This is a genomic window from Xanthomonas sp. CFBP 8445, from assembly GCF_025666235.1.
Taxonomy (GTDB): Bacteria; Pseudomonadota; Gammaproteobacteria; order Xanthomonadales; family Xanthomonadaceae; genus Xanthomonas_A; species Xanthomonas_A indica.
In genome coordinates this window covers 1,762,720-1,783,738 of sequence record NZ_CP102594.1, presented here as the reverse complement: position 1 = coordinate 1,783,738, position 21,019 = coordinate 1,762,720, and the positions used below count along the sequence as shown (strand labels likewise).

The 21,019-nt window shown below is 70.2% G+C and carries 14 protein-coding genes, 2 tRNA genes and 1 pseudogene; 5 read left to right on the top strand and 12 right to left on the bottom strand.

The features are described 5' to 3' along the window. Positions 1-84 precede the first annotated feature (84 nt). The 5 genes and pseudogenes from NUG21_RS07495 to NUG21_RS07475 form a co-directional block, all read right to left on the bottom strand. Positions 85-2,946: a ligand-binding sensor domain-containing diguanylate cyclase gene (locus NUG21_RS07495; RefSeq protein WP_263393054.1), complete on the bottom strand. Its 2,862-nt coding sequence runs from the start codon at positions 2,944-2,946 to the stop codon at positions 85-87. Positions 2,947-3,813: 867 nt separating this feature from the next. Beyond that, positions 3,814-4,560, bottom strand: a complete 747-nt coding sequence (rlmB, locus tag NUG21_RS07490; RefSeq protein WP_160945835.1) for a 23S rRNA (guanosine(2251)-2'-O)-methyltransferase RlmB — start codon at positions 4,558-4,560, stop codon at positions 3,814-3,816. Between the two features lie 337 nt (positions 4,561-4,897). Next, a pseudogene (locus NUG21_RS07485) lies at positions 4,898-5,370 on the bottom strand (GFA family protein). A gap of 103 nt (positions 5,371-5,473) precedes the next feature. Next, a complete protein-coding gene (rnr, locus tag NUG21_RS07480; RefSeq protein ID WP_263392709.1) occupies positions 5,474-7,921 on the bottom strand; it encodes a ribonuclease R in 2,448 nt (815 codons plus the stop codon). Between the two features lie 139 nt (positions 7,922-8,060). Then, positions 8,061-8,145 (bottom strand) — tRNA-Leu (locus tag NUG21_RS07475). A gap of 353 nt (positions 8,146-8,498) precedes the next feature. Here NUG21_RS07475 and NUG21_RS07470 point away from each other — a divergent pair. Then, positions 8,499-8,954 (top strand): VirK family protein, encoded by a 456-nt coding sequence (locus NUG21_RS07470; RefSeq protein WP_242159320.1) that lies wholly within the window; start codon positions 8,499-8,501, stop codon positions 8,952-8,954. 96 nt (positions 8,955-9,050) lie between these two features. After that, a tRNA-Leu gene (locus NUG21_RS07465) sits at positions 9,051-9,135 on the top strand. Between the two features lie 74 nt (positions 9,136-9,209). On the opposite strand, the gene NUG21_RS07460 is transcribed toward NUG21_RS07465, so the two are convergent. Further along, a complete protein-coding gene (locus tag NUG21_RS07460) occupies positions 9,210-9,407 on the bottom strand; it encodes a hypothetical protein (RefSeq protein ID WP_010343993.1) in 198 nt (65 codons plus the stop codon). Positions 9,408-9,658: 251 nt separating this feature from the next. Here NUG21_RS07460 and NUG21_RS07455 point away from each other — a divergent pair, with 251 nt between their 5' ends. Further along, complete coding sequence (locus NUG21_RS07455) at positions 9,659-10,006, top strand: helix-turn-helix domain-containing protein (protein WP_019798064.1); 348 nt, start codon at positions 9,659-9,661, stop codon at positions 10,004-10,006. A 169-nt stretch (positions 10,007-10,175) separates the two neighbouring features. Here the strand turns inward: NUG21_RS07455 and NUG21_RS07450 are convergent, their stop codons facing one another. The 5 genes from NUG21_RS07450 to NUG21_RS07430 all read right to left on the bottom strand — a co-directional run bounded on the left by NUG21_RS07450 (position 10,176) and on the right by NUG21_RS07430 (position 16,675). Continuing rightward, positions 10,176-11,708, bottom strand: coding sequence for a GDSL-type esterase/lipase family protein (locus NUG21_RS07450; RefSeq protein WP_263392708.1), 1,533 nt, complete (start codon positions 11,706-11,708; stop codon positions 10,176-10,178). Between the two features lie 244 nt (positions 11,709-11,952). After that, entirely contained in the window at positions 11,953-13,530 is a 1,578-nt protein-coding gene (locus tag NUG21_RS07445) for a DHA2 family efflux MFS transporter permease subunit (protein ID WP_160945830.1), read from the bottom strand. An 8-nt stretch (positions 13,531-13,538) separates the two neighbouring features. Then, positions 13,539-14,720 (bottom strand): HlyD family secretion protein, encoded by a 1,182-nt coding sequence (locus tag NUG21_RS07440; protein ID WP_160945829.1) that lies wholly within the window; start codon positions 14,718-14,720, stop codon positions 13,539-13,541. 10 nt (positions 14,721-14,730) lie between these two features. Beyond that, on the bottom strand, positions 14,731-16,215 hold the full coding sequence (locus NUG21_RS07435; protein WP_160945828.1) for an efflux transporter outer membrane subunit: 1,485 nt from the start codon (positions 16,213-16,215) through the stop codon (positions 14,731-14,733). A gap of 10 nt (positions 16,216-16,225) precedes the next feature. Beyond that, positions 16,226-16,675 (bottom strand): MarR family winged helix-turn-helix transcriptional regulator, encoded by a 450-nt coding sequence (locus NUG21_RS07430; RefSeq protein ID WP_160945827.1) that lies wholly within the window; start codon positions 16,673-16,675, stop codon positions 16,226-16,228. Between the two features lie 142 nt (positions 16,676-16,817). Between NUG21_RS07430 and NUG21_RS07425 the strand changes: the two genes are divergently transcribed. Continuing rightward, positions 16,818-17,702 (top strand): AraC family transcriptional regulator, encoded by an 885-nt coding sequence (locus tag NUG21_RS07425; protein WP_242080868.1) that lies wholly within the window; start codon positions 16,818-16,820, stop codon positions 17,700-17,702. Between the two features lie 57 nt (positions 17,703-17,759). Next, complete coding sequence (gene parC / locus NUG21_RS07420) at positions 17,760-20,003, top strand: DNA topoisomerase IV subunit A (protein ID WP_263392707.1); 2,244 nt, start codon at positions 17,760-17,762, stop codon at positions 20,001-20,003. A gap of 71 nt (positions 20,004-20,074) precedes the next feature. Here the strand turns inward: parC and NUG21_RS07415 are convergent, their stop codons facing one another. Beyond that, positions 20,075-20,947 carry a helix-turn-helix transcriptional regulator gene (locus NUG21_RS07415; protein ID WP_019797777.1) on the bottom strand — a complete coding sequence of 291 codons (873 nt, stop codon included), beginning with the start codon at positions 20,945-20,947 and terminating at the stop codon, positions 20,075-20,077. Positions 20,948-21,019 lie beyond the last annotated feature (72 nt).

Genomic DNA, 21,019 nt, shown 5'->3' with positions numbered 1-21,019 from the left:
CGCACGCTGAAACGCCAGCGTTTTGCGCTTCATGCGAGCGGACGAGAACAGCAGCACCCGATCCGCATGCCCTGACGCAGGCGCTCAGCCCACGCACACCCGATCGCGCCCCAGCCCCTTGGCGCGGTACAGGGCCCCGTCGGCGCGCTCCAGCCACTGGCTCGGTGTCTCGTCCGCGCGCAGCGCGACCAGGCCGCCGCTGAAGGTCACGCGCAGCGCCGGTGCATCGGGCGCCCACTGCAGGCGCGCGTGGAACAGGTCGCGCAAGCGCGTGGCGAAGCGCTCGGCATCGGCCAGGGGCGTGTCGCCGAGCAGCACCGCGAACTCTTCGCCGCCCAGGCGCGCCGGCAGGTCGGCGGCACGGCAGGCGCTCAGCAACAACTGCCCGACTTCGCGCAGCACCGCATCGCCGGTGGCATGCGAGTAGCCGTCATTGATCTGCTTGAAGCGGTCGATGTCCATCACCAGCAGGCACAGCGGCGCGCCGCTGCGCTGGGCGCGCTGCATGCTGTGCACCAGCACCTCGTCGAAGTGGCGCCGGTTCGGCAACGCAGTCAGCGCATCCTCGTGCGCCAGACGTTCGAACGCGGTGGCCTGGCGCTGCAGTTCCGCCAGCAACTGGCTCTTTTCGGCATCGGCCTGCAGCAGGCGCTCGGTCTGCAGGCGCAGCGCGCTGGTGCGCCGCTCCACCAGCCGCTCCAGGCGCAGCGCACGCCGCTTGTAGCGCGCGATCAGGTAGCGGTACAGCAGCACCAGCGCCAGCACCAGCACCGCCACGGCCGCGGCATGCACGCTGTGCCGTTGCCACCACAGCGGCGCCACGCTGAAGTGCCACACGGCCTCGCGGGTGCTCCAGGCGCCGTCCGGATGCGCTGCGGCCACGTGCAGGGTGTAGTCGCCCGGCGGCAGGCCGATGAACTCCACGCTGCGCTGGTTGCCGCGGTCGACCCATCCGCTGTCCAGGCCGTCGAGCTTGGTGCGGTAGCGGATGCGCTCGGGCAGCAGGTAGCTCAGGCCGACATAGGACACGCTGATGCGCTTGGCGCCGGGCAACTGTGATCTACCCCGCCAGGGAAACGGCTGGCCGTCCAGCAGCACGCTCTCGATCGCCGCCGGCGGCGGCAGGCGATCGCGGAAGCGGGCCAGGCGGCGGGGATCGACCGTACTGACACCGCCGGCGGTGACCAGCCACACCGTGCCGTCGTGGCGCAGGATCATCGACGGCCCGGAGCTGCCGTTGCCCTGCGCATTCGACATGCCGTCGATCTCGTCGTAGCGGCTCACCTGCAGCCGGGCCTGGCGCCCATCGGCGACCGCGTCCAGTGCCGCCGCGGTGGTCCGCAGCACGCCGCGGTTGCTGCTGATCCAGACATTGCCGAGGCGGTCGCGAACCAGTTGGAACACCGCATCCACCGGCAGGCCCTGCTCCAGTCCGACCCGCGCCAGGCGGCCGTCGCGGTCGCGGTGCAGGCCGCGGTCGGTGGAGATCCACATGTCGCGGCCCAGCGCCTGGAACCCGAACACGGTGCGCGCGCCGCCCAGCGGTTCCAGCGCCAGCTTCCGCACCCGGCCATCGCGCAGCACCGCCGCGCCTTCGACCGAGCCGATCCACAGCGCCCCGTCGACGCTGGCCAGGGCGGTGATCAGGCCGTGCGGCAGGCCGGGCACGTCCGGCACCGACAGCCGCTCGCCGTCGATGCGCATCACCCCGCTGCGCGTGCCGATCCACACCGTGCCGGCGGCATCGACGCTGAGCGCACGCACCTGCCCACTCGGCAACCCCTCGCGCGTTCCGTAGTGGCGCACGACGCGGCCATTGCGCAGGCGGAACACGCCGTCGGCATAGGTGCCCATCCACAGGTCGCCGTCGCGGCCCCGCGCCAGGCTCAGCACCGAGGGCGCGTCGCGCAGCGCGACCGGGGCGATCCGCCCGTCCGGCGCCATCCGGTCCAGGCCGGCGGCGCTGCCGATCCACAGCGCCCCGTCGGGGGTCTCCAGCAGCGCGCGCACGTAGTCGCCGCTGAGTCCATCGCGGCGGGTATAGCCGGCGAACAGGGTCTCGCGCAGGCGGAACAGGCCGCCGTTGGCGCCGATCCAGATGCTGCCTTCGGCATCCTGCAGCAGGCTGACGATGCGTCCGTTGGGCAGCACGTCGCCCGGCAGCATGCGCTCGATGCCGTGCGCACTGATCCGCAGCAGCCCCTGGTTCTCGGTCCCCAGCCAGATCGCGCCGTCGCGGTCGCGCAGCATCGACGTGAAATGGCCATAGCCCGGCAGGTGCTGCACCAGCACCGCGCGCTCGCCCTGCAATCGGTACAGGTTCTCCGCGGCCACCAGCCACAACGAGCCGTCCGGCGCCCGGTACGGCCAGGCCAGCCCCGGCGGCAGGCCGAACGCGGCCGGCGCGCGCCGCAGCACGCCCTGCGGGTCGCGGTACAGCAAGCCGTCGAGGCTGCCGATCCAGAGCCGTCCCTGATCGTCGGCGGCCAGATGCGGAAAGCTCGCCGCCAACGGCAGGTCGCGCGGCGCCGGCTGGTAGTCGAAGCGGCCGTCCGGCCACAGGCAGCCCAGGCCATTGCCCTCGAACAGCAGCCACATGCGGCCGTCGCGGTCCTGCGTCATCGCATGGATCAGCGCATGCGGCCAGCCCGGCGGCTGCCGCCAGAAGCGCCAGTGGCCTGCCGCGTCGTGGCGGCCGAGGTTGCCGCGCGAATCGCTGAGCCACAGTGCGCCGGCACGATCCACGTACAGCGAACCGACGCCATTGTCGGGCAGGCCCGGACGGGTGCTGCGGTCGATGACGGTGAAGTCCAGGCCGTTGTAGCGCACCAGCCCTTCCCAGGTGGCGAACCACAGGCGGCCGTCTGGGGTTTGCGCCAGATCGCGCAGGGAGTTGTGCGGCAGGCCATTGCGCGAGGTCCAGGAATCGATCGCGTAGTCGCGCAGCGGCGGCACCCCGTTCGCAGCGGCGTCGGCGTCGGCGGCAACGGCGCGCCAGGCCGCGCCCAGCGCCAGCAGCAGGACCAGCAGCACCAGACACGCGCGCCCGCGGCCGCATGCGAGCACCGCTTCCCCCCTCCCCCTGGCGACGTTCACTGTCCCGACCCGATCCGACGCAGGCGGGGCGCGACAGGACCCTGGCGTGGGGGGCCAGAGTCGAAGGGACGGGGGCGACGCAGACTCATTACCGGAGCGGAACACGGGACGAACGCCCATGGTAGGGCAAAAAAGCACCGCAGCGGGCGCAGGCGGTAGCAGGTGCCGGGCAAAGGATGCGTGAAGATTGCGCGGCCGTTAAGCCGGAGCAGCCTGCGCAAGCGCAGCGCTAGGTGCCCGTCGCGCGATGACTCCCTGCTCCTGCCGGGACCACGGACCTCCCCTTTGGTGGAAGGCGCCCCGAAGAGCTGGATGAGATCCGGGCGAAGCTCGGGAGCAGTCGATTGCAGGGGCTGGGAAGGTACCGGCTAGGCTTGGTGTTGGCCTTCGCTGCTGCGAGGGGCTTCGCCCCCGGACCCTCACCCCAACCCCCTCCCGCGGGGAGAGGGGCTTTCCAGGCACCACTCGCTCCCCTTCTCCCACCGGGAGAAGGTGCCCCGAAGGGGCGGATGAGGGTACGGGCGAAGCCTGGGGAGAAGTCGATTGCAGGAGCTGAGAAGGTACCGGCCAGGCTTGGTGTTGGCCTTCGATCTGCGAGGGGCTTCGCCCCCCGTACCCTCACCCCACCCCCTCTCCCGGGGGGAGAGGGGCTTTGCTTGCTGCGGGCATGAGGAGGCGCTGCAGGCTTCACAGGCCGGCGGCAATGCGCGGCCGTGCTCAGCCCATGCGCTGCCGCACCGCCTCGAACAGGGTCACGCCGGCGGCGACCGAGACGTTGAGGCTCTCGATCTCGCCCGGCATCGGGATGCGGACCAGGCCGTCGCAGTGTTCGCGGGTCAGCCGGCGCAGGCCGTCGGACTCGCCGCCCAGCACCAGCGCCACGTTGCCGCGCAGGTCCTGCGCATACAGCGAGGTCTCGGCCTCGCCGGCCAGGCCGTAGATCCACACGCCCTGCTTCTGCAGGTCGCGCAGGCAGCGCGCCAGGTTGGTCACCGCCACGATCGGCAGGCGGTCGGCGGCGCCGGCCGAGGTCTTGCGCACGGTGGCGTTGACCGGCGCCGACTTGTCCTTGGGAATCACCACCGCGGTCACCCCGGCCGCGGCGGCGCTGCGCAGGCAGGCGCCGAGGTTGTGCGGATCCTGCACGCCATCGAGCACCAGCAGCAGGGCACGGCCCTCGGCGGCGCTGACCAGGCCTTCCAGTTCGCTCTCGGCCCAGGTCCGCGCCGCGGCGTAGCGCGCGGCCACGCCCTGGTGCCGCACAGAGCCACCGACGCCATCCAGCGCCTGGGTGTTCACCCGCCGCACCTCGATGCCCTTGCGCCGCGCGTTCTCCTCGATCTCCTGCAGGCGCGGATTCTTGCTGCCCGCCTCCACCAGCACCTCGCGCACGTTGTCCGCGTCGTTCTCGATCGACGAGGCCACGGCGTTGACGCCGACGATCCACTGGTTCTGCTTGCTCATGAGGCGGGACTACGCGAAAGGAAAGCGGGCATGGTAGGGGTTGTGGCTGCTGGCGTCATGCCTGGGGGGCCGGGATTGGGGATTGGGGATTCGGGATTGGCAAAAGCGGGTCGCCCGCGGTGTCCTGCTTCCCGCGATGTCGGAGGCATGCGTGTGGCGCGGCAAGATTACCGACACCGCGCCGTCCGGCCAGATCGCGGCGCGGCCTTGTGGGAGGGCTTCAGTCCCGACTGCAGTGACCTGGAGCCCCCTGCCTCCTGCCTGGCGCGACCGATTGCCCCAGGTTGTCACTGGTCCCAACAACGCGCCGCGCGAGGGTCGGCACTGCCGTAGCGGCTCAGGCCGGCCAGCGCGCGGTGTCGTGGTCCGGATGCTGGCGCGAGACCACATCGGCCAGGAACGACGCGGCGGCAAGATCGCCCTCGGTGCGGGTCGCCGGCAGGCGATGCAGCGCGTCCACGAACGGCAGCTTCGCTTCGATGCCGTACTGGATGGTCGGCGGCAAGGCCTCGGGATGGTCGAAGGCGCGGCCGCGATGGCGATGCCGTCCGGCGCTTCGTAGGTCAGCGGCGTGCCGCAATCGGCGCAAAAACCGCGCTGCACCAGGTTGGACGAGGCGAAGCGCCTGGGCGCGCCGCGGGTCCAGGTCAGCTCCGCGCCGCGGGTGGAGACCAGTGGGGCGTAGTAGGCGCCGAACGCCTTCTGGCACATCCGGCAATGGCAGATCGAGGCATCGTGCAGCCTCCCGCGTACCCGGAAGCGCACTGCGCCGCACTGGCAACCGCCGCTGTACTCCTGTTCCTGCTCCATGTCTGCTCTCCGCTGCGAACCGCATCGCGCAGGTGACGCCTCCCGCACGATGCAAGGGAAACGCGATCGCGGCGACGAGGCGGTCCGCCGCGACGCTGCGCCGTCAGTACTTCTTTTTCTTGCGCTTGGCCGGCTGCCCGCGCGGTGGCGGCGGCGGCAACTCGTCGTGCGCCGGTGCGCCTTCCTCGACCAGCCGGAAGTCGATCTTGCGCTCCTCCATGCTCGCCTTCAGCACCAGGATGCGCACGCGGTCGCCCAGGCGGAACTCGCGCCCGCGGCGCTCGCCGGTCAGGGTCTTGCGGGTGGCGTCGAACTGGTAATAGTCCTGCGGCAACTGGGTCACGTGGATCAGGCCGTTGACCTTGGACTGGTCCAGCTCGACGAACAGGCCGAAGCTGGTGACGCCGCTGACCACGCCGTCGAACTGCCCGCCGACATGCTTCTCCATCCACGCGGCGCGGTAGCGCTCGTCGACCTCGCGCTCGGCCTCGTCGGCGCGGCGCTCGCGCTCGGAGCACTGCAGCGCCAGCGCCGCCATCTCGCGCGGCGCGTACAGGTACTTGTCCGGCGCGCCACGGGTCAGGGCGTACTTGATCGCGCGGTGCACCAGCAGATCCGGGTAGCGGCGGATCGGCGAGGTGAAGTGCGCGTAGGCCTCCAGCGCCAGGCCGAAGTGGCCGGCGTTGTCGGGCGAATACACCGCCATGCTCTGGCTGCGCAGCAGCACCGATTCCAGCAGCGCCGCGTCCGGGCGCTCGCGCACCTTCTTCAGCAGCTTGGTGAAGTCGCCCGGCACCACCTTGCTCCATGCCGGCAGACTCAACTTGAACTCCTTGAGGAACTCCAGCAGGTCGGCGTACTTGGATTCCGGCGGCCGCTCGTGCACGCGGAACGGCGCCGGAATGTGCGTCTCCAGCAGGTAGCGCGCCGCGGCCACGTTGGCGGCGATCATGCACTCCTCGATCAGCTTGTGCGCGTCGTTGCGCACCAGCATGCCGGCCTGGGTCACCTCGCCGGTGTTGTCCAGTACGAAGCGCACTTCAGAGGACTCGAACTCGATCGCGCCGCGGCGCGCGCGCGCCTTGGCCAGCACGTGGTAGAGCTGGTGCAGGCGCTCCAACTGCGGCAGCACCGCCGCCACCTCCTTGCGCACCTGTTCGTCCTTCTCGCCCACCGCCCGCCACACCTGCTCGTAGGTGAGCCGCGCGTGCGAGTTCATCACCGCCTCGTAGAAGCGCGCGCCGGTCACCTCGCCCTGGCGGTCGATCTGCATATCGCAGACGAAGCACATGCGGTCGACCTTGGGATTGAGCGAGCAGATGCCGTTGGACAGCGTCTCCGGCAGCATCGGCACCACGAAACCGGGGAAGTACACCGAGGTCGCGCGCTTGACCGCTTCGGTATCCAGCGGCGTGCCCGGCCGCACGTAGTGCGACACGTCGGCGATCGCCACCACCAGGCGGAAGCCATCGGCGTTGGACTCGCAGAACACCGCGTCGTCGAAGTCCTTGGCGTCGGCGCCGTCGATGGTCACCAGCGGCGTCTGCCGCAGGTCCACGCGGCCCTTGATCGCCGCCGGCTCCACCGTCAGCGGCACCGCCGCGGCTTCGTCCAGCACGGCCTGCGGGAATTCGTAGGGCAGCTCGTGGCCATGGATCGCCGCTTCCACCAGCAGCGACGGAGTCAGCTTGTCGCCGAGCACGGCGATGATCTTGCCGATCGGCGGGCGCCGCGCGTCCGGCGCGGAAGTGAGTTCGCACACCACCAGTTGTCCGTCGCGGGCCTCGCCGACGGCGTCGGCGGGGATCTGCACGTTGCGCTGGATGCGCTTGTCGTCCGGCACCACGAAGGCGATGCCGGCTTCCAGGCTGAAGCGGCCGATCATCCGGGTCAGGCCGCGCTCGAGCACGCGCGCGATGCTGCCTTCGCGGCGGCCGCGGCGGTCGATGCCGGTGACGTTGGCCAGCGCGCGGTCGCCGTGCAGCACCTTGCGCATCTCGTACGGCGGCAGGAACAGGTCGTCGCCGCCCTCGTCCGGACGCAGGAAGCCGAAGCCGTCCGGATTGGCGATCACCACGCCGGGGATCAGGTTGGTCTGCTGCAGCGGCGCGTAGCCGCCGCGGCGGTTCTGCACCAGTTGCGCTTCGCGCAGCATCGCGCCCAGGCGCTTGCTCAGCGCTTCCTTGCGGGTCGGCTCGGTCAGGCCGAGTTGTTCGGCCAGCTCGTCCAGGGTCTGCGGGCCGTCGCAGCGTTCGAGCAACTGCAGGATTGCCTCACGGCTGGCGATCGGCTGCGCATAGCGCTCGGCCTCGCGCGCGGCATACGGGTCTTGGATCGGCGCCGGCGCGTCGGCGGGCACCGTGGAAGGAGGCGGCGACGGCGGGTGCAGGGGCTGCAGCGGCGGCTTGGGGCCGCGACGCAGGAAACTGGGCATCCAGGCGGGCAGACGCGATTTCTTCGGCGTCTCGGCGGCGGGGGGGCGCTTGCTGGTGGGCGCGTCGCTGGACGCGGACTTGCCGGGCTTGCCGGGCTTGCTTTTACGAGTGGTCATGCGCCCATGGTACTCGCATGGGGCTGGCCGCCACGCGAACCGCGCCGGGCGACGCCCCGATGGCAAGCCCCAGAAACGACGAAGCCCGCGTCAGCGGGCCGGTCGGTGCGAGAGTTCAGCGCTCTCGCGATGTTGCCTGTGGTGCCCAGGAGAGGACTCGAACCTCCACGGTTTTACCCGCTAGTACCTGAAACTAGTGCGTCTACCAATTCCGCCACCTGGGCGCTGAAGGCCGCGAATTCTGCGGTGCCCGCGCGACCTTGTCAATGTCTATTTTTGCGCCGGTCGCGATCGACGGCGTCGATGACGCGATCCGAGCGCGGCACGCGGCGTCGGCGCGCATGTGCCAGACGCCGCGCGGCTGCGCACGCGCGCACGCTTCGACGGCGCGCGGAGTCGGCGGAAAACCGCAGGCGCGATGCCGATTCCGACACCGCGCTGTCACAAGCGGACCTGCTTCGAAGATGCGCCGTGACGGCCGCGGAAGTTCGCGATTTTGTCGGTTGACCCAACTCGGCACCCCGTTAGTTTGCATCCGGCAATCCGTCGCCCTCCCCCACGCTCCGGAGCATCCACCATGCACAGCCTGTCCGCTTCCCTGCTCGCCGCTGCCCTGTTCGCCAGCGCCACCAGCGCCTCCGCCGCCACGGCCGGCGCCGACGACGCCACCCTCGGCTCGCTCACCGAGATCCAACGCGCCCTGGACAGCGGCGCCTCGGTCGCCGTGGCGATCGACCTGAGCCAGTGCACGCCCACCTCCGGCGGCGCCACGCCCAGCCAGACCCGCGGGGGCCTGCGCATCGGCGCCTACCGCGTCACCGCCGACGGCACCCTGTCCTTCGCCGACGAGCACGTGACCGTCGGCCGCGACGGCAAGCCGATCCAGCAGTTCCTGCGCTACCAGGTGCATCCGGACAACACGGTGGACTTCACCATGTTCGTGTTCGCCCTGCCCAGCTACCAACAGACCGGCAGCACCCTCGGCTATCGCTGTGCGATCAACCAAGGTCTGCGCTTCAACGTCGGCTACTGAAGGCGCGAGCGATGCGCACGCGACAGCGGTGTTACGCCGCTGTCGCAAAACGCTTGACAGCACCCACCGCGGCGCGCAGAATTCTCGTTCTGAGTTGCCCAGGTGGCGGAATTGGTAGACGCACTAGTTTCAGGTACTAGCGGGTAAAACCGTGGAGGTTCGAGTCCTCTCCTGGGCACCACGACCGACAGGTCGAGAAAGATCTCAAAACCCGCTTCGGCGGGTTTTTTGTTGGCTGCGTGCAGGCCGCGGCGCTCAGCGCTGCGGCGGACGCAACGGACCGATGTCCACGCGCACGCCCTTCACCCACACCGCCACCTTGTAGGCACGGTAGCCCGGGTTGTGGCGTTCGGCCGCACGTGCGGCCAGGTAGGCATTGGCGGCATGCACCAGCACCTGCAAGGACGGCTCCAGTTGCGCGACGCGCCGGAGTCTCACTTCGTAGGTGGCCATGCGCCCTCCCCCACGCACCGGCAGGCGCCGCGTCGTGCCGCTGTCGGCCAGCGCAGAGCGGGCGCGCAACGCGGCGCCGACACCCTTGTGTCCATAACCTCCATGTCCTGCATGCGCATCCTCGCGCGTCCGTGCATTCCGCACCGCGTGAGTATTGAATTTCCGAACAATTGGAGTCAAGCGTGACTGTACGACAAGCCGGCGGATGCTCCATATCTTGGTAGGCCCGCCGTCCCCCAAGGCCCACCGCGATGAATAGCTTCGGCGACCGGTTGCGCGAAGCCAGAAAAGCCGCCGGGCTGACCCAGGAACAGCTGGGCTTCGCGCTGGACGTGACCAAGTCGTCGGTGTCGGCCTGGGAGAACGACCGCGAAACGCCGAGCTTCCGCCTGCTGCCGACGCTGCGCAACGTGCTGAACCGCTCGCTCGACGAACTGGTGTGCGGCGTGGGTCCGGGCAAGCGCGTGCAGGACCTGCCTTCGGACTATCCGTTGCTGGCGCAGGACGCCCAGGAGCGCGCGTTGTTGGCGCGCTACCGCAACGCGCCGCCGGGCCACCGCGACGCCGTGCTGGAACTGCTCAAGCCCAGCAACGGCTGAGGCCGCGCCGGTGGCGAGCGACGAATGTCCATCGTAGGAGCGGCTTCAGCCGCGACGAGGGATTGTCGGTAGCGCTCGTTCGCGGCTGAAGCCGCTCCTACGAGGGCCACGAGAGAAACATGGCATGTGCCGCCGAGCCGCGGCAAAGCGCATTGCTGGACGCCGCGGTTCAGCCGCCGACGCCGATCTCGCGCAAGGCCTCGCCCCAGATCGCGTAGCCGGCTTCGCTGGGATGGGTGCCGTCGGGCATCAGCACCGCAGGCAGCGTGCCGTCCGGCTGCAGGAAGCGCGCGCCGATGTCGAGCCAGCGGACCTGCGGGTCGTGGCCGAAGCGCGCGGCCAGCAGGCGGTTGGTTTCCAGGATCGGCGCGCGCTGCGGCGCATCGGCGGCGAAGCCGCGCGGGAAGATGCCCATCAGCACGATCCGGCTGCGCGGCAGGCGCCGCCGGATCTCGGCGACCACCGCCGCCACGCCATCGGCGGTCTCCTGCGGCGTGTTGGTGCGCGCATGCTCGGTGCCGGCAAGATTGTTGGTGCCGAGGTTGACCACCACCCAGCGTGGCGCCAGGCCATCGACCTCGCCCTGGCGCAGTCGCCACAGCACGTTCTGGGTGCGGTCCCAGCCGAAGCCCAGGTTCAGCACGCGCGTGGCGCCGAAGGTGCGCTGCCAGGCCTGCGCGCCGTTCACCCGGATCGCCTGCGGCGCCCCCGCCCAGAAGTGGGTGATCGAATCGCCGAGCAGCACCACCTGCGGCTGCAACTGCCGCGCGGCGTCCAGCGCGGCATGGTGGCGGCCGTACCAATCGTAGGAATCCTGCTCCAGCCAGGGCACCGCGATGCGCGCGGTATCGACCTCGGTCATCGCGTCCAGCGGCACCCGCGGCGCTTCCTCGAGCAGGCGCGCCAGGGTCGGCTCGATCGCCTCGGCCATGCGCCGTTGCCCACGCGTGTCCGGGTGCAGCGCGCCGCTGCCGGGTTTGTCCCGCGGATCGTAGAACAGGCCCTGCTCCAGCGTGCCGTCCGCGCGCTGGAACACGGTTCCGATGTCCAGATACGCCACGCGCGGGTTGTCGCCGTAGCGCACCGCCAACGCGTGGTTGACCTCGGCGTCGCGCGCGCTCTTCTGCGCCGACAGCGCGCTGGGCAGCAGGCCCAGCAACAGGATGCGCGTGCGCGGCAGGCGCTGCTCCAGCGTGGCCACCACCGCATCGATGCCGCGCACTGTGTCCGCCGCACTCTGCCCTTCGTGGCCGGTGTTGTTGGTGCCGATCAGCAGAACCGCCACCCTGGGCCGCAGGCCGTCGACTTCGCCATGCTGCAGGCGCCACAGCACGTGTTCGGTGGCGTCGCCGCTGAAGCCGAGGTTGAGCGCGCCCCTGCTGCCGTAGAAGGTCTGCCAGGTCGACTGGAAGCCCTGGTCTGGCGCCTGTGCCTTTTCGTAGTTCTGGGTGATCGAATCGCCGATCAGCAGCAGCGGTGCGTCCGGGTGCGCGCGTCCCTGCGCCAGCACCTGCTGGTGGCGCTCGGCCCACCAGGCTTCGTGCAGGCGATCGGCCGGGGTCACCGGAACCGACGAGGCCGCGGGCGGCGGCGCAGCCTGGACGTTGCCTGGATGCGCGCCGAGGCACAGCAGTGCGAGGACGGCCGCGCGCGGAAGCGATGCGGCAAAGCGGGCGCCGAGGGCGCGGAGAGAGCGCTGCATGTGCGGGGCTGCCGAAGCCTGCGAGAGCCGCATTCTGGTGTGCGGGCCGCGGCAGCGGCAAGTGGCCCGGCGCCGGCGCGCGACGCCGGGTACGCATGCCGCGTTGCCAGCGTTGGCGCGCCGTGCCGGCCGGCATGCCACGCAATCGGGGGCAGGCACCGCTATGCACCACTGACGTAGCGGCAGCACCGGACGGCGCGGAACTGCACCAGCCGGTGGTGCCGTCCGCGCCGCTTTCGAGGTCTCAGTGACCGCCAGCCGCCGCCGCGCCACCACCGCCGCCGAACGGCGGCTTGGCCAGCCACAGGAAGAAGATGATCCCGAGGAAGGTCCAGCCCAGCAGGTAGAAGATGTCGTTGAAGCCCATCTGCGAGGCCTGGTGGTTGATGGTGTTGTTGAGCAGCGCCGCGCCGTTCTGCAGGCTGCCGTTGCCCATCATCTGCACCTGTTCCTGCATGCCCGGCGTGTAGCTGGAGATGTGCTCGGTCAGGTGCGCGTGGTGCAGCTGCGTGCGCTTGGACCACAGGTAGGTGGTCAGCGATGCGGCGAAGCTGCCGCCCAGCGTGCGCAGGAACGTGGCCAGGCCGGAGCCGGCGGCGATCTCGCGCCCGTCCAGGTCCGAGAGCAGGATCTGCAGCACCGGCATGAAGAACAGCGCCACGCCCACGCCCATCAGCAACTGCACTCCGGCCACGTGCGGGAAATCCACCTGCAGGTTGAAGTCCGAGCGCATGAAGCTGGTGGTGGCCATGAAGATGAAGGCGATGCTGGCCAGCATCCGCAGGTCGAAGCGCGAGGCGTACTTGCCGACGAACGGGGTCATGATCACCGGCAGGATGCCGATCGGCGCGGTGGCCAGACCGGCCCAGATCGCGGTGTAGCCCATGTCGCGCTGCAGCCACTGCGGGATCAGCAGCGACACGCTGAAGAACGCGGCATACGCGACGATCAGGGCCATGGTGCCGGCGCGGAAGTTGCGGTGGCGGAACAGGCGCAGGTCGACGATCGGATCCTTGTCGGTCAGTTCCCAGATCAGAAACACCGCCAGCGCCACCGCCGAGATCGCGGCCAGCACGATGATCTTGGTCGAATTGAACCAGTCCTCGTCGTTGCCCAGGTCCAGCACCACCTGCAGGCAACCGACGCCGATGATCAGGGTGATCAGGCCGACGTAGTCCATGCGCGGGCGCTCGGTCGGTTCGGGACGGTCGCGCAGCTGCGAGCCGACCACGGTCGCGGCGATGATGCCCAGCGGCACGTTGATCAGGAAGATCCATTCCCAGCTGTAGTTGTCGGTGATCCAGCCGCCGAGGATCGGCCCGGCGATGGGCGCGACCACGGTGATCATCGCCAGCAGCGCCAGCGCCTGGCCGCGTTTCTCGCGCGGATAGATCGACACCAGCAGGCTCTGGGTGATCGGATACATCGGGCCGCAGACGAAGCCCTGCAGCGCGCGCGACACCACCAGCATGCCCATGCTCTGGGCCAGGCCGCACAGCAGCGAGGCGGCGGTGAAGGCCAGCGTGGCCCACACGAACAGCTTGGTCTCGCCGAAGCGGCGGCTGAGAAAGCCGGTCAGCGGCAGCGCGATGGCATTGCTGACCGCGAACGAGGTGATGACCCAGGTGGCCTGCTGCGAACTGGCGCCGAGGTTGCCGGCGATGGTGGGCAGCGAGACGTTGGCGATGGTGGTGTCGAGCACCTGCATGAACGAGGCCAGCGCCAGGCCCACCGTGCACAACGCCACGCTGGGCGGACGAAACGCGGCGGCCGGTGCGCCCGGAACGCCGGGCGCGGCGGGAGCGGCAGCTTGGTTGGACATGACCGGGCTCAGTTCGCCTTGGCGGCGTCGGGCAGGTTGGCGTGGATGATCTGCTTCACGGCCGCATCGGCCTGCTGCAGCTGCTGCGCGTAGACATCGGTATCCAGCAGCGTGCCGCTGGCCGGCTTGCTCGGCAACACCGCCCCATTCTGGTCATGCAGGTTGACGTTGACCTTCATCGACAGGCCGATGCGCAGCGGGTGCTGCTGCAACTGCTTGGCGTCGATGGCGATGCGCACCGGCACGCGCTGCACGATCTTGATCCAGTTGCCGCTGGCGTTCTGCGCCGGCAGCAGGGAGAACGCGCTGCCGGTGCCGATGCCCAGGCTCTCCACGGTGCCGCGGTAGCTCACCGCGCCGCCGTACAGATCCGACTCCAGTTCCACCGGCTGGCCCAGGCGCATGTGCTTGAGCTGGGTTTCCTTGAAGTTGGCGTCCACCCACACCTGGTTCAGCGGCACCACCGCCATCAGCGCGGTGCCGGGCTGCACACGCTGGCCGACCTGCACCGAGCGCCGCGCCACGTAGCCGGCCACCGGCGCGACGATGGCGCTGCGGGCGTTGTTGAGGAAGGCCTGGCGCACCTGCGCGGCGGCCGCCTGCACGTCTGGCTGGTCGGCCACGCCGTTCTCGTCGATCAGTGCGCGGTTGCGCGCCAGGGTCTCGCGCGAGCCGCTGACCGCGGCCTCGGCGGCGGCCAGCTGGTCGCGGGCATGCGCCAGTTCTTCGGCGGAGATCGCACCGGTGGCGACCAGGCTGGCGCGGCGGGCAACGTCGGCGCGGGCGCGCTGCAGGGTCACCTGCTGCGCGGACAGTTCGGCCTGGGCACCCTCGACCGAGCGGTACAGACCGCGCACCTGGCGCACGGTGCGCGCCAGATTGGCCTCGGCCTGCTGCAGCGCGACCTCGGTGTCGGCCGGGTCGAGCTTGACCAGCGGCTGGCCGCGCTCCACGCGCATGCCGTCGTCGGCGTCGATGCGCACCACGGTGCCGGCCACCATCGGGGTGATCTGCACCAGGTTGCCCTGCACGTAGGCATCGTCGGTGTCCTCGTGCCAGCGGCCGACCAGGAAGTACCAGATCGCCAGCGCGATCAGCACCAGCACCACTACCACGGCCAGGCCGCGCAGCAGCTTGCCGCGCCGGCTGGCGGCGGGAGCGGGGGAAGCGGGGGTCGTTGTCTGATTCATTGCAGCGATCTCAGGAATGCGAAGGTGCGGAAGAAGAGCTCGGCGCGTCGGCGGCGGAGGTGGCGTCGTAGCCGCCGCCCAGCGCCTGATTCAGGCGCACCGAGACTAGGATCTGATTGGATTGCAGGGCAGCCAGGCGCTGCTGCGCGTCGAGCAACTGCTGCTGCGCGCTGAGCACGTCCAGGTAGTTGCCGATGCCGGCGCGGTAGCGCTGCTGCGACAGGTCGAAGGCGGCCTGCGCGGTCTCCAGCGCCTGCGCCTGCTGCTGCGCCTGCTCGGCCAGCGAACGCGCCGCGTTGACCTGGTCGGCCACCTCGCGCAACGCCGCCACCAGGGTCTGGTTGTAGTTGGCCACCGCCAGGTCGTACTGCGCATCGCGCTCGGCGAGCTGGCTGCGCAGCCGCCCGCTGTCGAACAGCGGCAGGCTCACGCCCGGGCTGAGCAGGCCCAGCACCGACGAACTCTTGAACAGGTCGCCCGGATTGGTGGCGGCGACGCCGCCCAGCAGACTCAGATTGACGCTGGGGTAGAACTGGGCCTTGGCCGCATGGATGCCCTGCGAGGCGGCTTCCACCCGCCAGCGCGCGGCGACCACGTCGGGCCGGCGGCCGAGCAGGTCGCTGGGCAGCACCGACGGCACCCGCGCAGCCTGCGGATCGAGCAGGCGCGGCCGCGCGATCTGCAGCCCGCGGTCCGGGCCGCGGCCCAGCAGCGCCGCCAGCGCAGTGCGCGCTTCGTCGATCTGTTGCTGCGCGGCGGCTTGCTGCTGGCGTGCCGCCGGCACCCGCGCCTCGGCCTGGCGCAGTTGCAGGTTGCTGTCGATGCCGGCGTCGCGGCGCTGCCGCACCAGCTTCAGGCTGTTCTCCGAGCGCGCCAGTTCGGCACCGGCCAGGTCGTACAGATGCCAGGCATAGCCCAGTTGCGCGTAGGCGCGGGCGACGCCGGCCGACAGGTCCAGGCGCGCGGCCTGCGCATCGACCTCGGCCGCATGCGCCTGGTCCACCGCCGCTTCCCAGGACGCGCGCTTGCCGCCCCACAGGTCGAAGCCGTAGCTGAAATCCAGCAGCGCCTGTTCGTTGTGGATGTACTTGCCGCCGATCTCGTCGCCGGCCAGGCCCTTGGGCAGTTGCAGGCCGGTGTAGCCGGCCGACAGCGACAGCTTGGGGTCGCGGTCGGCATCGGCGGCGCCGGCCTGTGCCTGCGCCAGGCGCAGCCGCGCATCGGCGGCCTCCAGGCTGGGCGTGCCCTGCAGGGCCTCGGCGATCAGCGCGTCGAGCTGCGGATCGCCCAGCGCCTTCCACCAGTCCTGCTGCGGCCAGGGCGCCGGCGCCAGCGCGTCGGCGGCCAGGGTCTTGCCGATATGCAGCTGGCGGTCGGCATCGAGCCGGCGCCCCTGCGGTTCCAGGCCACGGCTGCTGGCACAGGCCGCCAGCGCCAGGGTGAGGGCCGCGACCGCGAATGGACGCAGGCGGGAAAGCGAAGGAGACAGGTTCATGTGAGCGGATTCAGGGCGAATTGAGGGAGTCGCGGACGCGGGCCAACAGCGAAAACAGGTGCTCGCGCTCCTCGGCGGACAGATCGCGCAACGCATCGGCGATGGCGTCTTCGCCGCGCTGCTTGAGTTGCTGCCACAGCGCGCGGCCGTCGTCGGTGAGCACGATCTGCAACGCGCGGCGGTCCTGCGCATGCGCTTCGCGGCGTACCCAGCCCAGGTCTTCCAGCTTGTCCAGCAGGCGGGTCACCGCGCTGGGGTTCTGGTCGAGGGCCTGGGCCAGTTCGTTGGCGGTGCACGGCGACATGTAGGCCAAGGCCTTCATGCCGAGGTAGTGGCTGAAGCCCAGGTCCAGTTCCAGCCCGGCCATGGCCTCGTCCAGGCGCCGCATCAGGCCGTCACGCACCTGGCGCAGCAGCAGGCCGAACGAGGGCGGACCAGGCAGGGAGGGAGCGCAGTTCATGGGCGCCAATTATTTTCATTTAGAAATATATGTCAAGAAAATATCCCCGCAGAAAGTAGATGCTGCGTTGCAGCGAAGGAACACTGGCAGCGGTGCGCACTCTAGCGGCGGCGAGGCGTGGCCCGGTATTACAATCCGGACAATGGATATCGAAATCGCGCCAACCGGGTCCGCCCCTGCCTCCCCCGCCGTTGCATCCGGCAGCGCCCTGGACCCGCGTGCCCTCGACTGGTTCGAGCGCGCCGACGGCCCGCCCGCGCTGGCCTTCATGGCGCACTCGCCGGTGTCGCTGCGGCACGAGGTGGACTGGCACCGCCACGTGCGCGGCCAGTTGATCTATGTCGAGGAGGGCGTGCTGAGCACCTCCACCGCGCACGGCCAGTGGTCGCTGCCGCCGGGCTGCGCCGGCTGGATGCCGCCGCAGGAACTGCACACCGTGCAGGTGTCCGGGCGGGTGCGCAGCTACCTGGCGCTGCTCCGCCCCGACGTCTGCGCCGACCTGCCGCCGCGGACCTGCGTGATCGGCATGAACGGCCTGTTCCGGGAGGTGCTGCGGCGGATGACCCAATGGGGCGTGCCAGCGGCGCTGGACGCCGAACAGCAGCGCCTGTGCGCGGTGCTGCTGGACGAGGTGCGCAACGCCCCGATCGAGCACCTGCACCTGCCGATGCCGCGCGACCGACGCCTGCTGCGCATCGCCACCCAGTTGCTGGAAACCCCCGCCGACGACCGTTCGCTGGCGCAGTGGGCGCACTGGGCCGGGCTGTCGCCGCGCAGCCTGAGCCGGCACTTCCGCGACGAGACCGGCTTCGGCTTCGCCGGCTGGCGCCAGCAGGCGCGGCTGGCCGAGGCGCTGCGCCGGCTCAGCGACGGCGCCAGCGTCGCCGACACCGCCTTCCGCCTGGGCTACAGCAGCCCCAGCGCCTTCGTCACCGCCTTCCGCGGCCGCTTCGGCCATCCTCCGGCCCGCTACCTGGCCAGCGCCGGCGGCACGCGCGGCTTGGCATCGCCGGCCGCATCCGGATAATCGACCGGCTGACCTGCGGCGCCTGGCGCCGCGTTCCCCTATAGGTATTCCCTGCGCATGACCGATCTCGCCCGCCCCGCCTTCCATGGCTTCGAACAGCTGCCGCTGCGCGAATACGCCGAACGCGCCTACCTCGACTACTCCATGTACGTGGTGCTGGACCGCGCCCTGCCGTTCCTCGGCGACGGGCTCAAGCCGGTGCAGCGGCGCATCATCTATGCGATGAGCGAGCTGGGCCTGAACGCGGCGGCCAAGCCGAAGAAGTCCGCGCGCACCGTCGGCGACGTGATCGGCAAGTACCACCCGCACGGCGACAGCGCCTGCTACGAAGCGCTGGTGCTGATGGCGCAGCCGTTCTCCTACCGCTACCCGCTGATCGAGGGCCAGGGCAACTTCGGCTCCACCGACGACCCGAAGTCGTTCGCGGCGATGCGCTACACCGAGTCCAAGCTGACCCCGATCGCCGAAGTGCTGCTGGGCGAACTGGGCCAGGGCACGGTGGACTGGTCGCCGAACTTCGACGGCACCCTGGACGAGCCGACCTGGATGCCGGCGCGGCTGCCGCACCTGCTGCTCAATGGCACCACCGGCATCGCCGTGGGCATGGCCACCGACGTGCCGCCGCACAACCTCAACGAGATCGTCAGCGCGCTGATCCGCCTGCTCGACGACCCCGATGCCAGCGTCGCCGACCTGTGCGAGCACGTGCGCGGCCCGGACTACCCGAGCACCGCCGAGATCATCACCCCGGCCGCCGACCTGCGCACCCTCTACGAAACCGGGCACGGCAGCGTGCGCGCCCGCGCCACCTACCAGAAGGAAAACGCCAACATCGTGGTCACGGCGCTGCCCTACCAGGTGTCGCCGTCGAAGGTGATCGAGCAGATCGCGCAGCAGATGCGTGCCAAGAAGCTGCCGTGGCTGGAAGACATCCGCGACGAATCCGACCACGCCAACCCGGTACGGGTGGTGCTGGTGCCGCGCTCCAACCGGGTCGACGCCGAACAGCTGATGGGCCACCTGTTCGCCACCACCGACCTGGAGCGCAGCTACCGGGTCAACCTCAACGTGATCGGCCTGGACGGCCGCCCGCAGGTCAAGAACCTCAAGACCCTGCTGGAGGAATGGCTGCGCTTCCGCAGCGACACCGTAGTGCGCCGCCTCAACCATCGGCTGGACAAGGTCGAGCGCCGCCTGCACCTGTTGGAAGGCCTGCTGACCGCGTTCCTCAACCTGGATGAAGTGATCCGCATCATCCGCACCGAGGACGAGCCGAAGCCGGCGCTGATCGCGCGCTTCGCGCTCAGCGAGGAACAGGCCGACTACATCCTGGAAACGCGCCTGCGCCAGCTGGCGCGGCTGGAAGAGATGAAGATCCGCGGCGAGCAGGATGCGCTGGCCAAGGAACGCGAGCAGCTGCAGGCGGTGCTGGCCAGCAAGACCAAGCTGAAGAAGCTGATCAAGGACGAGCTGATGGCCGACGCCAAGAAGTTCGGCGATGCGCGGCGGTCGCCGCTGGTGCAGCGCGACGCGGCCCAGGCCATCGACGAGACCGAGCTGGTGCCGAGCGAGCCGATGACCGTGGTGATGTCGGAGAAGGGCTGGATCCGCGCGGCCAAGGGCCACGACGTGGATCCGGCGGCGCTGTCCTACCGCGACGGCGACAGCCTGCTGGCGGCGGTGCGCGCGCGCAGCACGCAGCAGGTGGCGTTCCTGGATTCGGAAGGCCGCGCCTACTCGACCCTGGTGCATACCCTGCCCTCGGCACGCGGCAACGGCGAGCCGCTGACCGGGCGCTTCTCGCCCGCCGCCGGTGCCGCCTTCCAGGCCCTGGCCAGCGGCGACAACGACGCGCGCCTGGTACTGGCGTCCTCGCACGGCTACGGCTTCGTCACCCGTTTCGAGAACCTGACCAGCCGCAACAAGGCCGGCAAGGCCATGCTCAACCTGACCCCGAACGCCAGGGTGCTGCCGCCGGCCCCGGTGAGCGGCGCCGGCACCGACCGCATCGTCGCGGTCACCAGCGCCGGCCATCTGCTGGCCTTCCCGGTCGCCGACCTGCCCGAGTTGGACAAGGGCAAGGGCAACAAGATCATCGACATCCCCAAGGCCAAGCTCAGCACCGAACGGGTGGTGGCGATCGCCGCGGTGGCACCGGGCAACACGCTGCTGGTGAAGAGCGGTCAGCGCACCATGTCGCTGTCGTTCAAGGACCTGGACGCCTACCTCGGCGCCCGCGCCAGCCGCGGCGGGCTGCTGCCGCGCGGCTGGCAGAAGGTCGACGATCTGGCGGTGGAGTAAGCGCGCCTTGTCGTCGGGGCGGAGGACGGCGCGACCGGCTGCGCGCCGCTCTTCCGCTTCGTTTCACTGATTCACACCGATGTCGGCGGCGCGTCCGTCCGCGCCGCCTGCGCCGCACCATGCGCGGTCGCCAGTGCGCGAATGCGCGCAGCCACGCCGGCATCGACGGGCGTGTAGACGATCATGCCCAGATCCGGCCTGCCATCCACGGCGAAGGCCGAGTACTCGAGCGCGATCTCGCCGAGCACCGGATGCTTGAGACGCTTTTCGCCGTCGCCCTCGCCGTGGCTCAGCACTTCGTGGTCGTGCCACAAGGCTTCGAACTCGGCGCTGAGCGCACACAGCTCGGTTACCAGGTCGCCCGCTTCCGAGGCGAGTCCCGCACGCATCACGTCGGCGCGAAACGCGCCCACCACGAAGCGTGCCACCCTGCCCCAATCGTGCTGCTTGGCACGCGTGGCGGGATGACAGAACAGGAAGCGCAGGATGTTGCGCTCGCCGACGGGCAGTTGGCCGTAATCGGTCAGCACCACGGCCGCCGCGCGATTCCAGGCCACTACGTCCCAGGTCGGCGTCTTGACGATGGCCGGACTCGTTTCCAGCGCATCAAGCACGCGCTGCAGCCGCGGGTTGACGCCCGCCACCGCGCGATAGCGCACCTCCGGCCGTCGACCCAGTGCGACCATGAACAGATGTTCGCGTTCGGCGTCGGTCAGCAGCAGCGCGCCTGCGATCCGCTCCAGCACCTGCGCCGAGGGCGCGCCGCCGCGCCCCTGTTCGAGCCAGGTGTACCAGGTCGGGCTGATATTGGCGCGCTGCGCGACTTCCTCGCGGCGCAGACCCGGCGTGCGCCGACGGCCGGAGAAGCCGAAGCTGGCGGGATCGAGCCGGGTCCGCCGGCTGCGCAGGAAGTCGCCCAGGGAATGGGCTGGATCGGAATGCATGGCAAGCCTGTTAGTCGCTTTACTACGATGACGTCACTACTTTAACGGGATAAGCCGATGCCGGAGAGTCCC

Coding starts and splice junctions, on each gene's coding strand:
- rlmB (WP_160945835.1), bottom strand. CDS start 4,560: ATGAGCAAGCAGAACCAGTGGATCGTCGGCGTCAACGCCGTGGCCTCG.
- rnr (WP_263392709.1), bottom strand. CDS start 7,921: ATGACCACTCGTAAAAGCAAGCCCGGCAAGCCCGGCAAGTCCGCGTCC.
- NUG21_RS07470 (WP_242159320.1), top strand. CDS start 8,499: ATGCACAGCCTGTCCGCTTCCCTGCTCGCCGCTGCCCTGTTCGCCAGC.
- NUG21_RS07460 (WP_010343993.1), bottom strand. CDS start 9,407: ATGGCCACCTACGAAGTGAGACTCCGGCGCGTCGCGCAACTGGAGCCG.
- NUG21_RS07455 (WP_019798064.1), top strand. CDS start 9,659: ATGAATAGCTTCGGCGACCGGTTGCGCGAAGCCAGAAAAGCCGCCGGG.
- NUG21_RS07450 (WP_263392708.1), bottom strand. CDS start 11,708: ATGCAGCGCTCTCTCCGCGCCCTCGGCGCCCGCTTTGCCGCATCGCTT.
- NUG21_RS07445 (WP_160945830.1), bottom strand. CDS start 13,530: ATGTCCAACCAAGCTGCCGCTCCCGCCGCGCCCGGCGTTCCGGGCGCA.
- NUG21_RS07440 (WP_160945829.1), bottom strand. CDS start 14,720: ATGAATCAGACAACGACCCCCGCTTCCCCCGCTCCCGCCGCCAGCCGG.
- NUG21_RS07435 (WP_160945828.1), bottom strand. CDS start 16,215: ATGAACCTGTCTCCTTCGCTTTCCCGCCTGCGTCCATTCGCGGTCGCG.
- NUG21_RS07430 (WP_160945827.1), bottom strand. CDS start 16,675: ATGAACTGCGCTCCCTCCCTGCCTGGTCCGCCCTCGTTCGGCCTGCTG.
- NUG21_RS07425 (WP_242080868.1), top strand. CDS start 16,818: ATGGATATCGAAATCGCGCCAACCGGGTCCGCCCCTGCCTCCCCCGCC.
- parC (WP_263392707.1), top strand. CDS start 17,760: ATGACCGATCTCGCCCGCCCCGCCTTCCATGGCTTCGAACAGCTGCCG.
- NUG21_RS07415 (WP_019797777.1), bottom strand. CDS start 20,947: ATGCATTCCGATCCAGCCCATTCCCTGGGCGACTTCCTGCGCAGCCGG.